Source organism: Variovorax sp. PAMC28562 (assembly GCF_014303735.1).
GTDB lineage: Bacteria > Pseudomonadota > Gammaproteobacteria > Burkholderiales > Burkholderiaceae_C > Variovorax.
Window position 1 is genome coordinate 3,537,389 of record NZ_CP060296.1, and the last position, 14,865, is coordinate 3,552,253.

General features: G+C 62.3%; 14 protein-coding genes. 10 read left to right on the forward strand and 4 right to left on the reverse strand.

The annotated features are described in order from the left end of the window. Positions 1-23 precede the first annotated feature (23 nt). The 10 genes from H7F36_RS16610 to H7F36_RS16655 all read left to right on the forward strand — a co-directional run bounded on the left by H7F36_RS16610 (position 24) and on the right by H7F36_RS16655 (position 9,651). Entirely contained in the window at positions 24-1,199 is a 1,176-nt protein-coding gene (locus H7F36_RS16610; RefSeq protein WP_187051849.1) for an acetyl-CoA C-acyltransferase, read from the forward strand. Between the two features lie 142 nt (positions 1,200-1,341). Further along, on the forward strand, positions 1,342-3,207 hold the full coding sequence (locus tag H7F36_RS16615; RefSeq protein WP_187051850.1) for an acyl-CoA dehydrogenase: 1,866 nt from the start codon (positions 1,342-1,344) through the stop codon (positions 3,205-3,207). Continuing rightward, positions 3,207-3,398: a hypothetical protein gene (locus H7F36_RS16620; RefSeq protein ID WP_187051851.1), complete on the forward strand. Its 192-nt coding sequence runs from the start codon at positions 3,207-3,209 to the stop codon at positions 3,396-3,398. Before H7F36_RS16615 ends, H7F36_RS16620 begins: the two co-directional genes overlap by 1 nt. A 7-nt stretch (positions 3,399-3,405) precedes the next feature. Continuing rightward, on the forward strand, positions 3,406-3,696 hold the full coding sequence (locus tag H7F36_RS16625) for a Dabb family protein (protein ID WP_410003039.1): 291 nt from the start codon (positions 3,406-3,408) through the stop codon (positions 3,694-3,696). A gap of 40 nt (positions 3,697-3,736) precedes the next feature. Further along, positions 3,737-4,534 carry an SDR family oxidoreductase gene (locus H7F36_RS16630; RefSeq protein WP_187051852.1) on the forward strand — a complete coding sequence of 266 codons (798 nt, stop codon included), beginning with the start codon at positions 3,737-3,739 and terminating at the stop codon, positions 4,532-4,534. Between the two features lie 13 nt (positions 4,535-4,547). Next, entirely contained in the window at positions 4,548-4,982 is a 435-nt protein-coding gene (locus H7F36_RS16635; RefSeq protein WP_187051853.1) for a PaaI family thioesterase, read from the forward strand. 36 nt (positions 4,983-5,018) lie between these two features. Further along, positions 5,019-6,035 carry an NADP-dependent oxidoreductase gene (locus tag H7F36_RS16640; protein ID WP_187051854.1) on the forward strand — a complete coding sequence of 339 codons (1,017 nt, stop codon included), beginning with the start codon at positions 5,019-5,021 and terminating at the stop codon, positions 6,033-6,035. A 69-nt stretch (positions 6,036-6,104) separates the two neighbouring features. Next, positions 6,105-7,769: an isovaleryl-CoA dehydrogenase gene (locus H7F36_RS16645; protein WP_187051855.1), complete on the forward strand. Its 1,665-nt coding sequence runs from the start codon at positions 6,105-6,107 to the stop codon at positions 7,767-7,769. 38 nt (positions 7,770-7,807) lie between these two features. Then, the gene (locus H7F36_RS16650) at positions 7,808-8,749 is read left to right on the forward strand and encodes a glutathione S-transferase family protein (protein WP_187051856.1); all 942 of its coding nucleotides are present in this window, start codon (positions 7,808-7,810) and stop codon (positions 8,747-8,749) included. Then, on the forward strand, positions 8,746-9,651 hold the full coding sequence (locus tag H7F36_RS16655; RefSeq protein WP_187051857.1) for an SDR family oxidoreductase: 906 nt from the start codon (positions 8,746-8,748) through the stop codon (positions 9,649-9,651). The genes H7F36_RS16650 and H7F36_RS16655 overlap by 4 nt, the downstream gene beginning before the upstream one ends. A 25-nt stretch (positions 9,652-9,676) precedes the next feature. On the opposite strand, the gene H7F36_RS16660 is transcribed toward H7F36_RS16655, so the two are convergent. The 4 genes from H7F36_RS16660 to H7F36_RS16675 form a co-directional block, all read right to left on the reverse strand. Next, positions 9,677-10,561, reverse strand: a complete 885-nt coding sequence (locus H7F36_RS16660) for a hypothetical protein (protein WP_187051858.1) — start codon at positions 10,559-10,561, stop codon at positions 9,677-9,679. A 219-nt stretch (positions 10,562-10,780) separates the two neighbouring features. Then, a complete protein-coding gene (locus H7F36_RS16665) occupies positions 10,781-11,497 on the reverse strand; it encodes an MgtC/SapB family protein (protein WP_187051859.1) in 717 nt (238 codons plus the stop codon). Between the two features lie 17 nt (positions 11,498-11,514). After that, a complete protein-coding gene (gene mgtA / locus H7F36_RS16670; RefSeq protein ID WP_187051860.1) occupies positions 11,515-14,298 on the reverse strand; it encodes a magnesium-translocating P-type ATPase in 2,784 nt (927 codons plus the stop codon). Next, on the reverse strand, positions 14,295-14,618 hold the full coding sequence (locus H7F36_RS16675) for a hypothetical protein (protein ID WP_187051861.1): 324 nt from the start codon (positions 14,616-14,618) through the stop codon (positions 14,295-14,297). The genes mgtA and H7F36_RS16675 overlap by 4 nt, the downstream gene beginning before the upstream one ends. Positions 14,619-14,865: the final 247 nt, after the last annotated feature.

Genomic DNA, 14,865 nt, shown 5'->3' on the forward strand with positions numbered 1-14,865 from the left:
ATTCTTCTAGCAAGGACATCCCCATGACCAGCGCCGTGATCGTTTCCACCGCCCGTACTCCGCTTGCCAAGAGCTGGAAAGGTGCCTTCAACATGACGCACGGCGCCACCCTCGGCGGCCATGCGGTGCAGCACGCCGTGCAGCGCGCGGGCATCGACCCGGCCTCGGTGGACGACGTCATCATGGGTTGCGCCACGCCTGAAGGCGCCACCGGCTCGAACATTGCGCGACAGATCGCCCTGCGCGCCGGCCTGCCGGTCACCACGTCGGGCATGACCATCAACCGCTTTTGCTCCTCGGGTCTGCAGACCATCGCGACCGCGGCGCAGCGCATCATCGCGGGCGAGGGCGACGTGTATGTGGCTGGTGGCGTCGAAAGCATTTCTTGCGTGCAGAACGAAGCCAACCGTCACATGATCACCGACCCTGCGCTCATGAAGATGAAGCCGGAGATCTACTGGAACATGCTGCAAACGGCCGAGCAGGTTGCCAAGCGCTACAACATCGGCCGCGAGGCGATGGACGAGTACGGCGCCGGCAGCCAGCAGAAGGCTACCGCCGCGCTCGAAGCCGGTCGCTTCAAGGATGAAATCGCGCCGATCACCGTGCTGGCCGGTGTGGCCGACGCCGTGCTCGGTCTGCGCACCAAAGAAGTCACCATCGAGAACGACGAAGGCATTCGCGCCGGCACCACCAAGGAAGGCATCAGCGGCATTCGCCCGGCCATGCCCGGCGGTGTGATTTCAGCTGGCAACGCCAGCCAGTTTTCGGATGGTGGCGGCGCCTGCGTGCTGGTTCACGAAAAGTACGCAGAGCAAAAGGGCTTGAAGCCGATCGGTCGCTTCCTCGGCTTCGCGGTCGCGGGTTGCGAGCCTGACGAGATGGGCATCGGCCCGGTCTTCGCCATTCCCAAGGTTTTGAAGCGTCTCGGCCTGACGGTTGCCGACATCGACCTGTGGGAACTGAACGAAGCCTTTGCGGTGCAGGTCATCTACTGCCGCGACAAGCTCGGCATCCCGGCGGAACTGCTGAACGTCGATGGCGGCGCGATCGCCGTCGGCCATCCCTACGGCGTGAGCGGCCAGCGCCTGACCGGCCACGCGCTCATCGAAGGCAAGCGCCGCGGTGCCAAAAAAGTGCTGGTCACGATGTGCATCGGCGGCGGCATGGGCGCTGCGGGCGTGTTCGAAGTCATTTGACTCGTCCCCCAGAGGCTCGCGCACTTCGTGTCGCTCGCCTTCCCCCCTGCCGGGGGGCAACACCGGCGGACTGGCAGAGCCAGTTCCGCGGTGTTTCACGAATATGGCCGAGTCGTAGTCGGCGTTCCATCTCGAGATTGCCATGAGCCTCCGTCCCACCCTCGACTTTCTCCTTTACGACTGGCTCGATGCCGAGTCGCTCAACCAGCGCGAACGTTTCGGTGATCACTCGCGCGAAACATTCGATGCGGTACTCGACACCTGCGAGCGCATCGCGCGCGAGAAGTACGCGCCGTTCAATCGCACGGTCGACACGCAGGAGCCGCACTTCGACGGCGAAAAGGTCATCCTGCCGCAGGCCACGCACGATGCGCACAAGGCCTTTGTCGACTCCGGGATGATGAGTGCGGCGCAGGACTACGACATCGGCGGCATGCAGTTGCCGTACACCCTGAGCGCGGCTGCCAACTGTTTTTTTGCGATGGCGTCGGTCAGCATCGGCTCCAACATGCTGACCAGCGGCAATGCCAATCTGTTGATGGTGCACGGCACCGAAATGCAGAAAGAGGTGTTCGCAAAGAACGAATTTTCCGGCCGCTGGGCCGGCACCATGTGCCTGTCCGAGCCGCAGGCCGGATCGTCGCTGAGCGACGTCGTGACGCGTGCGGTGCCCGATGGCGCCGACTTCCAGAACGACCCGCTCGGGCCACGCTACCGGCTCACCGGCAACAAGATGTGGATTTCGTCGGGCGACCACGAGCTGACCGAGAACATCGTTCATATCGTGCTGGCCAAGATCCCGGACGAAAACGGCAAGCTGGTGCCGGGCACGCGCGGCATCTCGCTCTTCATCGTGCCGAAGAAGATGGTCGACACCGCCGGCAACCTGACCGGTGAGCGCAACGATGTGGCGTTGGCCGGCCTCAACCACAAGCTCGGTTGGCGCGGCACCACCAATACCCTGCTGAATTTCGGCGAGGGCAAGTACCCGGTCGACCAGCGCGCGGGTGCCGTGGGCTATCTCGTCGGCTCGGCCGGAAAAGGCCTGCACTGCATGTTCCACATGATGAACGAGGCACGCATCGGCGTCGGCACCGCCGCGACAATGCTCGGCATGGCCGGCTACTACGCTTCGCTCGACTACGCCAAGGCGCGGCCGCAGGGACGGCTCATGAAGAAGCCGACCGACGGAGCGACAGCCGGGCCGGGCGCAGCCGTCAAAGACTCGGCGAGCCCACAAGTGCGCATCATCGAACACGCCGACGTGCGCCGCATGCTGCTCGCGCAAAAGGCGTACTGCGAAGGCGCGCTGGCGCTAGAGCTGTATTGCGCCAAGTTGGTCGACGAACAAAAAACCGGTGGCGCGCAGGGCGCAGACGATGCGCGGCTGCTGCTCGAGGTGCTGACGCCCATTGCCAAGAGCTGGCCGAGCGAGTGGTGCCTCGAAGCCAATTCGCTGGCCATCCAGGTCCACGGTGGCTATGGCTACACACGCGACTTTCCGGTCGAGCAGTATTGGCGCGACAACCGCCTGAACATGATTCACGAAGGCACGCACGGTATCCAGGCCGCCGATCTTCTGGGCCGCAAGGTGCTCATGGAAGGCGGGCGTGGCCTGAAGTTGCTGGCCGGCCGCATGACCGACACCGCGCGTCGCGCATCCGAAGTGCCTTCGCTCGCCGACCACGCCAAGGCCTTGCTCACGGCGTTGCAACGCATCGGCACCGCCACTGAAGCCGCCTGGTCGACCGGCAACCCGAACGACGCGCTCGCCAACGCAGTGCCTTACATGCAGGCGTTCGGCCACACGGTGCTGGCCTGGATATGGCTCGACGTGGCACATCGGACGCTCGAAGTCGATGCGACGCAGTCGAACCCCGCAACGGCCGGACGCGTCGGCGCCGCCGCTTACTTCTTCCATTACGAACTGCCCAAGATCGGCGCCTGGCTCAACGTGGTGGAGAGCCGTGACCCTACCTGCACCGCACTGCCTGAAGACGCATTTTGATGACGGAAAAATCGCACGCCACCCTCGAAAAGTGGACATGGGCGCTGATCTACGTCGGCTTGTTCGTCATGGCCCTCGGCATAGCGACCGGTCGCACGAATCCCGTCCTCGGATGGTCGATGGCGGTGCTTGGCGGCGTGGTCGCGCTGGTCGGATTCGTGCTCATCTACGTTCGCTCGCGACTTCACTGAAAACGACATGGCAATGATCAAACATATCGTGATGTGGAAGCTGCTCGATGCGGCCAACGCACAAGACTTCAAGCAGTTGCTCGACACCTGCAAAGGCATCGTGCCCGGCATGCGCGAGTTTGAAGTGGCGACGCGCGCAGAGGGCTTGGAGGCCAACCATGACGTGGTGCTTTACTCGGTGTTCGACGACGCCGCGGCGCTGCAGGCTTATCTGGTCCACCCGACGCACAAAGAGGTGAGCGCTACGCTCGGAACGCTGCGCGAATCGCGCGCCGTGCTCGACTTCCACGCCCACTAGAACCATCGAGACTTATTAAAACCATCGGAGAACCTCGCCCATGACCGCACGCACCACCCAACAACTGTTCGACCTCACAGGCAAGACCGCACTCATCACCGGCGGCTCGCGCGGCCTCGGCTTGCAGATGGCGCATGCCCTCGGCGAGGCTGGCGCGCGCGTCATGTTGAGTTCACGCAAGGCCGAAGACCTGGAGCAGGCCGCAGCGGAACTGCAAGCCGCAGGCATCGACGCGCGCTGGATCGCCGCAGATTGCTCGAAGGAAGAAGACACGCGACGCCTGGCCGACGAAACGCTGGAGCGCATGGGCGCCATCGACATCCTCGTCAATAACGCCGGCGCCAGTTGGGGCGCCGCCGCCGAAGACCATCCGGTGGCGGCCTGGGACAAGGTCATGAACCTCAACGTGCGCGGCTACTTCATCCTGGCGCAGCAGGTCGCCAAGAGCTACATGATCCCCAGGAAGGCCGGCCGCATCATCAACATCGCGTCGATTGCCGGGCTGAACGGCAACGGTCCGGACATGAAGACGCTGGCCTACAACACGTCCAAGACCGCGGTGATCGGCTTCACGCAAACGCTGGCCGCCGAATGGGGCCGCTACAACATCAACGTGAACGCGATCTGCCCCGGTTTCTTCATGACCAAACTGGCGGCCGGACTGATCAAGCAATTGGGCGAAGAGAAGATGGCCGCCGCGGCGCCGCTCAACCGTCTGGGCGATGAAGAAGACCTGAAGGGCATCACGCTGCTGTACGCGAGCGATGCCGGCAAGCACATCACCGGCCAGTGGCTGGCAGTCGATGGCGGCGTGAGCGTGGTGCTCGGCGCATCCTGAGCGAGGCAGCGGCATGAGTCTTTCTTTCGGCGTCGTCATTCCGTTCGTCGATCACCTCGGGTTCACGCTCGAGCGCTTCGAGGGCGGTGAATCGGAGCTGCACTACACGGCGCAGCCGGAACACCTCAACAGCTTCTTCGTGACCCACGGCGGCGCGTGCATGACGTTGATGGACGTCACGATGGCAGCTGCCGCGCGCAGCATGCAACCCGAGATGGGCGTCGTCACCATCGAGATGAAAACCAGCTTCATGCAACCGGCCCGCGGGCCATTGGTCGGCAAAGGCCGGTTGATGCATCGCACCGCGACGATGGCTTTCACCGAAGCCACCATCTTCGACGAGCAAGGTCGCGCCTGCTCGCACGCCACCGGCACCTTCAAATATGTGAAGCGTCTGCCGGTCGACTCCAAAACCGTCAACAGCATGCAACCGCTGTCGACGGACTGAACTTCAACGACCGATCATTCGAAGCGAGAGATTCCCATGCCGACCAATAAACAGATCCACCTCGACAACCGCCCCGAGGGCGAAGCGACCGCCAGCAATTTCAAGCTGGTGACCGCAGAGACGCCGCCGCTCGCAGACAACCAGGTGCTGGTGCGCCATCACTTCATGAGCCTCGACCCGTACATGCGTGGTCGCATGAACGACTCGAAAAGCTACACGGCCAACCAGCCGACCGGCGCCGTATTTCAGGGCGGTACCGCGGGCGAAGTGGTCGAGAGCAAGCACCCTAAATTTCAAATCGGCGACAAGGTGGTCGGCTTCGGCGGCTGGCAGCAATACAGCGTGGTCGACGGCTCCGTACCCGGCTCGCTGAAGAAGGTCGACACCACGCACGTTGCGCTGTCTCACTACCTCGGCGCGGTCGGCATGCCGGGCGTCACGGCCTGGTATGGACTGGTGAAAATCATCGCGCCGAAGGAGGGTGAAACGGTCGTCATCACCGCAGCCTCGGGCGCGGTCGGTAGCGCTTTCGGCGCGCTCGCCAAGGCACGCGGCTGCCGGGTGGTCGGCATCGCTGGCGGACCGGACAAATGCAAGTACGTGGTCGAAGAATTGGGATTCGATGCCTGCATCGACTACAAGCAGCATCCCGACGTCAAGAGCCTGAGTGCTGCACTCAAGGAAGCCTGCCCCGACGGCATCGACGGTTACTTCGAGAATGTCGGCGGCTACATCTTCGATGCGGTCATGCTGCGTCTCAACGCCTTCGCGCGCATCGCGATGTGCGGAATGATCGCCGGTTACGACGGCGCGCCGCTGCCGCTCGCCAATCCCGCGCTGTTTCTTATCAACCGGGTCAAGCTCGAAGGCTTTATCGTCAGCGAACACATGGAAATCTGGCCCGAAGCGCTGGCCGAACTGGGCGGGTTGGTCGGCACCGGCAAGCTCAAGCCGCGCGAGTCGATTGCCGAAGGCATCGAGGCAGCGCCGGAAGCTTTTCTGGGTTTGCTGAAGGGCAAGAACTTTGGCAAGCAGCTGGTCAAGCTGATCTGATCTGTTGTCCGAGCCGATTGAGCTGATCCTGCCCAGCCCACCAGCAGTACAACGAAGAGGAGGCCGGTCATGGACACGACACACGACGTCTTCAACCAGCCCGCTCCGCTGGTGGGCTACAACCTGTTCGAAACCAATCGACCGCTTCGCGATGCGTTGAAGTTCAACGCGCCGAACCTGCAGACCGCCGGTTTGCACGAGCTGGGCGAGACGATCGGCAGCGCGGAGATGCAGACGCATGCGCGGCTTGCCAATGTCAACGGGCCGCAGCTGCATACGCATGATCGCTTTGGGCGGCGCATCGACGCGGTGGAGTTTCATCCGAGCTACCACGCGTTGATGAAGGCCGCTGTGGGAGCCGGGTTGCATGGGACGCCTTGGGGGGGAACAAATCCGGCAGCGCACGTCGAGCGCGCGGCCGGCTTCATGCTTTTCACCGAGCTGGAAGCGTCGATCCTGTGCCCGATCTCGATGACCTACGCCGCCACACCGGCGCTTCGCAGCAATGCTGCTGTCTATGCGGACTGGGGCGCCAAGCTCAGCAGTCTTTCGTACGACCCTGCGCTCAAGTCGTTCAAGGACAAGCCGGGCGTGACCATGGGCATGGGCATGACCGAAAAGCAGGGCGGCTCCGACGTCCGCGCGAACACGACGCGTGCCGTACGCGTCGGAAGCGACGCGTGGGGCGAGCGCTATGAGATTACCGGTCACAAGTGGTTCTTTTCCGCGCCGATGTGCGATGCCTTTCTGGTGCTGGCACAAGCGCCGGCCGGGCTCACTTGCTTCTTCCTGCCGCGCGTGCTGCCGGAATGGATGGCGGACGGCGCAAGCAATAACGTCCACAACGCCATCCGAATTCAGCGCCTGAAAGACAAGCTCGGCAACAAAGCCAATGCCAGCTCCGAAGTCGAGTTCCTGGGTGCGAGCGCCTGGCTCGTTGGCGAAGAAGGGCGTGGCATCCCGCAGATCCTCGAGATGGGCACGATGACGCGGCTCGATTGCGCTCTGGGCACCAGCGGCCTGATGCGGCAGGCGCTTTCACTGGCGCTGAATCACACGGCGCAACGCCAGGCTTTCGGCAAGTCGTTGATCGACCAGCCGCTGATGAAGAACGTGCTGGCCGATCTCGCACTTGAGAGCGAAGCCGCTACTGCGTTGGCGATTCGGCTGGCGCGCGCCTTCGATCATCCGCACGCCGAACACGAACGTCTCATGGCGCGCATCCTCACGCCGGTCGCCAAGTTCTGGATCTGCAAGCGCGGCAGCCACTTCGCGCAGGAGGCGATGGAATGCCTCGGCGGCAACGGCTATGTGGAAGAGGGGGGCGAAGGCGTCATGGCCCGCGTGTACCGCGAGATGCCGCTCAACTCCATCTGGGAAGGTGCCGGCAACATCATGGCGCTCGACCTCTTGCGCGGCCTGCGCAAAGGCGATGCCGCAGCGGCACTTGCGCATGAACTCGCGCCAGTCCGCGGTCAGCACGTGGCGCTCGACCGCCTCATCGATGCGTTGCCATCGCGCATCGACCTGTTGGCATCGGAGACCGAAGCGCGCCGGCTCGCGCAAGACGTGGCGCTGGCAGTGCAGGGCGCTCTGCTGGCTCAGACATCGCCCCCGGCTGTCGTCGGTGCCTTCTGCGCATCGCGCCTCGGCGGCGACTGGGGCCAAGCTTTCGGCACGCTTGGCGCAGGCACCGATTTCGATTCGATCCTGCAGCGCGCGATGCCGCGCTGATGCTGCAGAGCACTGAACAAAACGAACACAAGGAACCCATGTCCGATCTCATCCTGCACCACTACCCGACCTCGCCCTTCTCCGAGAAGCTGCGACTCATCCTCGGCCACAAGAAGCTGCCCTGGAAATCGGTCTTCATTCCGGCGATCATGCCCAAGCCCGATGTGCTGCCGCTGACCGGCGGCTACCGTCGTACGCCGGTGCTGCAGGTCGGCGCCGACATCTACTGCGACACGGCGCTGATCGCCGACGTGCTCGAACATCTCGCACCCGAGCCGACGCTGTATCCCGAGCCAGAAAAAGGCATGTCGCGCATCCTCGCGCAATGGGCCGACAGTACCCTGTTCTGGGCCGCGATGGCCTGGAACCTGCAGCCCAAAGGCGCAGCCGAAGTGTTTGTCAAAGCGCCACCCGAAGCCATCAAGGCCTTCGGCGAAGACCGCGGCAAGATGAGCGTCGGCAACATGACGCGACTGCGTCCGGCCGATGCTGCGGCGGCTTACAAGTCGTACCTGCGCCGCATCTCCGACATGCTGGACGACAAGCCATTTTTACTCGGTGAAATGCCGTGCATCGCCGACTTTTCTGCCTACCACCCGCTCTGGTACACGCGTCGCATCGAGGCGGTCAAAGGCATCCTCGAGCTGACGCCCGCGGTGGGCGACTGGATGGACCGTATCGCGGCGATCGGCCACGGCAAGTCGACCCAATTCAGCGCCGACGAAGCCATCGCAGTCGGCAAAGCATCAATGCCGGGTTCACTGCTGACGGACAGCACCTTCCAGGACGACCACGGCATCCCGCTCGGCACGCAGGTCACCATTCGCGCAGAAAGCTTCGGCCTCGAGGAGACCGTGGGCAAGCTCGTCGCCGCTTCGCGCATGCATTACACGCTGGAGCGCACCGACGACCGCGCCGGCACGCTGCACGTTCATTTCCCCCGCATCGGTTACGTACTCAAGAAAGCAGACAACGCATGATTCAGGACTTCATTGGAAAGACCGCCGTACTCACCGGCGCAGGCTCGGGCTTCGGCCTCGAATGCGCGCGCATCGGCGCCTCACGTGGCATGAACCTCGTGCTGGTCGACGTGCAGCAGGACGCGCTCGATAAGGCTCAGGCCGAGATGGAAGCCGCTGGCGTTCAGGTGCTGGCGCGCAAGGTCGACGTGGCCAACGCGGCGCAAATGGAACAGCTCGCGGTCGACGTCAAGGCGCGCTTCGGTGCGCCGCATTTCGTCTTCAACAACGCGGGCGTCGGTGCAGGCGGGTTGGTGTGGGAGAACACCGTGGCCGACTGGGAATGGGTGCTTGGCGTCGACGTCTGGGGCGTGGTGCACGGCGTGCGCCTCTTCACGCCGATGATGTTGGAGGCGGCCGCCGCCGACCCGAGCTGGCGCGGCCACATCACCAACACGGCAAGCATGGCCGGCCTGCTCACGCCACCGAACATGGGCATCTACAACGCCGCCAAGGCCGCGGTCGTGAGCCTGACAGAGACGCTGTACCAAGACCTGAACCTCGTCACCGACCAGATCGGCGCCAGCCTCCTGTGCCCGTACTTCGTGCCGACCGGCATCACCAGCAGCGAGCGCAACCGCCCGAACGCGCCGAAGAACGAAGAGCTCACCAAGAGCCAGCTGATCGGTCAGGCCATGAGCAACAAGGCGGTCAGCAGCGGCAAGATCACCGCGGCCGAAGTGGCGCACAAGGTGTTTGCCGCGATCAGCGACAACCAGTTCTACGTGTTCAGCCACCCCAAGGCGCTGGGCAACGTGAAGAGCCGCATGGAGAACATCGTGTCGATCACGAACCCGGCCGATCCGTTTCTCGAGCGCCCGGAGATCGGCGAGAAGCTCCGGGCACAACTGCGCGGGGCCTGACGAGGCGGGCGCGTTCGGGCTCAGCTCAAAAGTGCGTGCCGACAATGAACTTCAAAGTCCATTTGTCGGCCTCTTTGGTGATGCCTTTGCCGATGCCCAGGTTCACGTCGAAGCCCGTGAATTCATGATCGACAACAGCAAACAAGGTCTTGCTGTTTTTACTCAAGGAATCGAGGTGTCGAAGCGGCCCCAGTTCGTTGTAGGTTTCAAAACCGATCTGCGTTTTGGCATCGATCGCGTAGGCAACTTTGGCATCCACGTCGAACGTGACCGGGCCACCGCCTCGCGAAATGCTCCAGTCGAAGTTGGGATTGACGGCAAGTGTCCAAGGGCCGGTGCGATAGCCGAAGATGCCCTTGAGTTCGGCATTCCAGGGCGTAGGCGACACCCGCAGGTCGGTTCGCCCGACTTCCAGATTCGCACCCCAGAAAAAGCCCTGCTCCTTGTCGTGTGGGGCGATGTACTTGATCCGGAATTTGCCGCCGACTACGCTCGTGTTGGACGCAGCGGTTCGCGTACCCAACACGTACAGGCCGAGTTCCAATGTGTCGGTGAGCCCGTAGTAGAACTCCGGCGTCAGACGATAGACATGCGCCGGTGGTTGCTCACCGGGATAGCTGGGCTTTGAGTTTCCGGAAAAAACGTAGTTGTTGTGAACATCGACGCCGAACTTGCCGGGCTCGCTCATGTCGTCGAGATAGACCTGAATTTCTTCGGGTGCCGCCATCGCCGGCGGGGCCAGACTCACACCTGCAAAGAGACTCAACGCCCACACAAAGCTTCGGGCCTTCGACCGGCGCACGACGCCTGATTCGATGCGCCGCCGGCCGGGCGCTCGACTTGTGAAAGACATCATGGCTAATTGTTCCGGGCAAAAGAATTTTAAAAAGTGAAGCCTCGTGCAAGCCATCGCGGTGTACGGTGGCAGCCGATCAGAAACGATGTGCGGTCAGGGTCGCGCATCGAGTGATCTCCCGACCTGTGCCGTCACGGCAGAGCCGGCAGACGAGACATGCTTGGTTCTAGCAGAGATAGAAAAACGGTGCGCAATGCCCAACACATATGCCTGCAATCTCAGCCGTCGAGGATTGCGATTGACTGGGCGTGCAGCATTCGCTCACCCGGGATGTCAATCCTCGGAACGCGCATTCCAAAATGCTTGCGATACCCCGGGCTCAGCCTCCATGGCCGTCATGGTGCGGTCCAGTTCTGAAGCCTCGACTGCCGTCGCATACAACGTCGCTTCGATTTCGGCGTCCCCTTGGCCGAACGCGTGCTGGTTAACGTCCCGCACCGGGTAGTTCGATCCTTCCAGCAACTCGACCAGTCTTTCCCGTAGCTCCGCCTGGCGCGCCCGCTCACAGATGACATACACGGTGTAGGTGGCCTCGGCGAACTCCTCCTTCACCGGTTGGCGGTTGATGCGATTCACCACCGGTCGAAGCAGGGTGTTGCTGGCCAACACAAAGATCGCGGCCAGCACCGCTTCCCCAATCAGATCAGCGCCGGCACAAGCACCCACAGCGGCCGAACCCCAAAGCGTCGCGGCTGTGTTCAAGCCGGTCACATTCGCACCTTCCTTCATGATCGCGCCAGCACCCAGGAACCCGATGCCCGACACAACGTAAGCCACCACGTGCACCGCACCTTCATGGCCATTGAGCCGGTTGGCAAGCACCACGAACGCAGCCGAACCCACCGCGACCAGTGTGTTAGTGCGCAATCCAGCCGTGCGCTGACGTACCTGTCGCTCGAATCCGATGACGCCGCCGAGCAGGAAAGCCACCGTCAGGCTGATCGCCGAATCAACCAGGGCGAGCAAATGGAATTGTTCAAAGGCCTGCATCGAATTTCCCGTGCGCCTCACTGCCACCCGAAGCGACGAATGTAAAAACGCTTCATCAGAGTGGTCAGCACGGCATAGCCCACCAGTGTGGTGATCAGCCAAGGGAAATAACCGAAAGGCAACGCCTGCAATTTGAAGTAGTCGGCCAATGGACCCATCGGCAGCAGAACACCCGCGGCCATGACTGCCACGGTCATGACCAACAAGGGCATGGCCGCTCGACTTTCGATGAAGGGCAGTTTGGGCGTTCGAATCATGTGCACGATCAGCGTCTGCGTCAGCAGACCCTCGATAAACCAGCCCGACTGGAACAAGGTTTCCTGCCCGGGCGTGTTGGCCTTAAAGACGTACCACATCAGCGCGAAAGTCGTAATGTCGAAGATCGAGCTGACCGGGCCAAAGAACACCATGAAGCGCCCGATATCGCCCGGGTTCCATTTCAGCGGTTTCTTCACCAGCTCCTCGTCGACGTTGTCGAACGGGATCGCTATCTGTGAGATGTCGTACAGCAGGTTCTGCACCAGCAACTGAAGTGGCAGCATTGGCAGGAACGGAAGGAACGCGCTGGCAATCAGGACCGAGAACACGTTGCCAAAATTGGAGCTCGCCGTCATGCGGATGTACTTCAGCATGTTGCTGAAGGTGCGCCGCCCCTCGATCACACCTTCCTCTAGCACCATCAGGCTTTTTTCCAGCAGGATGATGTCGGCCGCTTCCTTGGCGATATCGACTGCCGAATCGACCGAAATGCCGATGTCGGCAGCCCGCAGCGCCGGCGCGTCGTTGATGCCGTCGCCCATGAAGCCGACGACATGTCCGTTGGCGCGCAGCGCACGGACCAAGCGTTCCTTGTGTAACGGCGTCAGCTTGGCGAACACCTGATGGTCTTCCACGGCATGCGCCAACGCGGCATCGCTCATGCGCTCGATTTGCGGCCCGAGCAATATGGTGCCGACCGCCAGGCCGACCTGGCCGCAGACGCGTGCAGTGACCAGCTCGTTGTCGCCGGTCAAGACCTTGACGTTGACGCCGTTGTTGGCCAAGGCCCGCAATGCCGGCGCTGCGGATTCCTTGGGCGGATCGAGGAACGCGATGTATCCCACCAAGATCAGTTCGGATTCATCGGCTACCGAATAGGTCAGGTGACTCGCGACGGTCTCCTTCATCGCCACCGCCACCACACGCAGGCCGTCTTCGTTCAGTTCACGAGTGACGGTGTGCACGCGCTCGAGCATGTGTGCATCGAGCGCCACGTCCTGCTGTCCTTCGGCGCTGGCTATCCGTACGCGAGTGCATACCGCCAGCATCTCTTCCACCGCCCCTTTGCAGATCAACTCGTGGTGATCGTCACGCTCGGAGACGATGACCGACATGCGTCGGCGCTCGAAGTCGAAGGGAATTTCGTCGACCTTTCGATAGTCCTGCGCCAGCTTCAATTCGGTCTGAAGTTCAACGTGTTCGAGCACAGCTCTGTCGAGCAAATTCTTCAGTCCGGTCTGATAGTGACTGTTTAAAAAAGCGAACTTCAGCACTTCGTCCGACGGATTGCCAAAGACATCGGTCTGGCGCTCCAGTGCAATCTTGTCCTGCGTCAGTGTCCCGGTCTTGTCGGTGCAAAGCACATCCATCGCGCCGAAGTTTTGGATTGCATCCAGGCGCTTGACGATCACCTTTTTGCGCGACAACACGACCGCGCCCTTGGCCAGGGTCGACGTCACGATCATCGGCAGCATTTCGGGCGTCAAACCAACGGCTACGGCGAGCGCAAACAGGAATGCCTCGGTCCAGTCGCCCTTGGTGAAGCCATTCACCAGCAGCACGATCGGCACCATCACGAAGGCAAAGCGGATCAAAAGCCAGCTGACGCTGTTGACTCCGGCCTGAAACGCGGTGGGTGCCCGGCTGGTGGCAGTCACGCGTGTCGCCAGCGTGCCGAAATAGGTCTGGTTGCCCGTGGCGACGACCAGTGCGGTCGCAGAGCCCGACACCACGTTCGTGCCCATGAAGACAAGGTTGCGCGCCTCCAGAACCGTCGCAAACGATGACTTCTCATCAGCGAACTTCTCTACCGGCAGCGATTCCCCTGTCATGGCAGCCTGCGCGACGAACAGATCCTTGGCCGTCATCAAGCGGCAGTCGGCGGGAATCATGTCACCGGCTGAAAGGGCCACATGGTCACCCGGTACAAGTTCGCGAATCGGCACTTCGGCGCGGGACGGCGGACGCCGGGCGTTAAGGTGGAGATCAAAATATTTTTCAGCCACCTCGGTCGCTTCGGTCCCGAGGTCGCGACGGATCACAGTGGCGGTGTTGGTCACCATCGCTTTGAGCCGTTCAGCCGCACGGTTAGATTTGCCCTCCTGGATGAACCGGATCAACGTACTGAGCACCACCATCGTGCCGATCACGATCGTCGCTTTCAGATCGTTGGTCAGGAACGACACGCCGGCCAGCACCGTGAGCAGCAGGTTGAAGGGATTTTTGTAGCAATGCCACAGGTGAAGCCACCAGGGCAAAGGCTTTTCGTGCTCGACCTCGTTGGGGCCGAAGCGTGTCAGCCGCTCGGCTGCCTCGGGGGCACTCAGCCCGTCTTCGTGAGACCCCAGACGAACCAGCGAACCGGGTATGTCGTCGGTCGCGGCCTTGAGCATGTCTCGCGAGACATGCTCGGGCACCGCCTCAGCAGCGCCTCGACCGCCTACGGTGTCCAGCAGCGCACCGCGCCCGAACAGTTGAGTTGCACGACGGCGCGACAGGAAGCCACCGAACCAGTTTTTAAAGATGTTGTCGACGAAATTCATGGGAGGCTCCTGGCGGTGGACGAGGCAACCCAACGTGCCAGAGGCAGGCATGGCGGCGCTACACCGCCAGACGAGTGGCGGTGCGCGACCTGGACGCATAAATCATGGTTGCGCAATGCAAAGGGGAGATGCCGCATCACGGCCATGCGCTGCGTTTGAAGCAATAGAGAAAGCGCGTCGGCCACCAGGCGTGGAGACCAAGCGGCAAGCCCATCGGCAAACGCCGCCGCACCGTGCAGGTCCAGCAGGTGTCGCAAGACAACGGGGCGGCGTTCGGCGAGGGCGGAACGCAGGTGAGTTTTGAAATCTTCGCGGGTCATGAGGAGTCTCGTTCAAGCGCACACGGCGCCCAACTCCTCGCGCGGTCAAGCGTTGAGGAAATCCTTGAGCGACGCCAGGTACAGGGGCATCGGGTCGAATGATGTGGTCGCGCCAAAGCGCGGACTGGGGGCGGGGTCCATGGCGATCTTCGGGCTGTCGAAAGTTGAAAGTCCAGCTCAGCGCCGCTGGGGGACACCAGTGTTTTGGACCGACTTCGCCGCGCGCACCCGCCGGCTGGACCACAGA

Coding starts and splice junctions, on each gene's coding strand:
- mgtA (WP_187051860.1), bottom strand. CDS start 14,298: ATGAATTTCGTCGACAACATCTTTAAAAACTGGTTCGGTGGCTTCCTG.
- H7F36_RS16630 (WP_187051852.1), top strand. CDS start 3,737: ATGACCGCACGCACCACCCAACAACTGTTCGACCTCACAGGCAAGACC.
- H7F36_RS16635 (WP_187051853.1), top strand. CDS start 4,548: ATGAGTCTTTCTTTCGGCGTCGTCATTCCGTTCGTCGATCACCTCGGG.
- H7F36_RS16620 (WP_187051851.1), top strand. CDS start 3,207: ATGACGGAAAAATCGCACGCCACCCTCGAAAAGTGGACATGGGCGCTG.
- H7F36_RS16645 (WP_187051855.1), top strand. CDS start 6,105: ATGGACACGACACACGACGTCTTCAACCAGCCCGCTCCGCTGGTGGGC.
- H7F36_RS16675 (WP_187051861.1), bottom strand. CDS start 14,618: ATGACCCGCGAAGATTTCAAAACTCACCTGCGTTCCGCCCTCGCCGAA.
- H7F36_RS16615 (WP_187051850.1), top strand. CDS start 1,342: ATGAGCCTCCGTCCCACCCTCGACTTTCTCCTTTACGACTGGCTCGAT.
- H7F36_RS16665 (WP_187051859.1), bottom strand. CDS start 11,497: ATGCAGGCCTTTGAACAATTCCATTTGCTCGCCCTGGTTGATTCGGCG.
- H7F36_RS16625 (WP_410003039.1), top strand. CDS start 3,406: ATGGCAATGATCAAACATATCGTGATGTGGAAGCTGCTCGATGCGGCC.
- H7F36_RS16610 (WP_187051849.1), top strand. CDS start 24: ATGACCAGCGCCGTGATCGTTTCCACCGCCCGTACTCCGCTTGCCAAG.
- H7F36_RS16640 (WP_187051854.1), top strand. CDS start 5,019: ATGCCGACCAATAAACAGATCCACCTCGACAACCGCCCCGAGGGCGAA.
- H7F36_RS16650 (WP_187051856.1), top strand. CDS start 7,808: ATGTCCGATCTCATCCTGCACCACTACCCGACCTCGCCCTTCTCCGAG.
- H7F36_RS16660 (WP_187051858.1), bottom strand. CDS start 10,561: ATGGCTTGCACGAGGCTTCACTTTTTAAAATTCTTTTGCCCGGAACAA.
- H7F36_RS16655 (WP_187051857.1), top strand. CDS start 8,746: ATGATTCAGGACTTCATTGGAAAGACCGCCGTACTCACCGGCGCAGGC.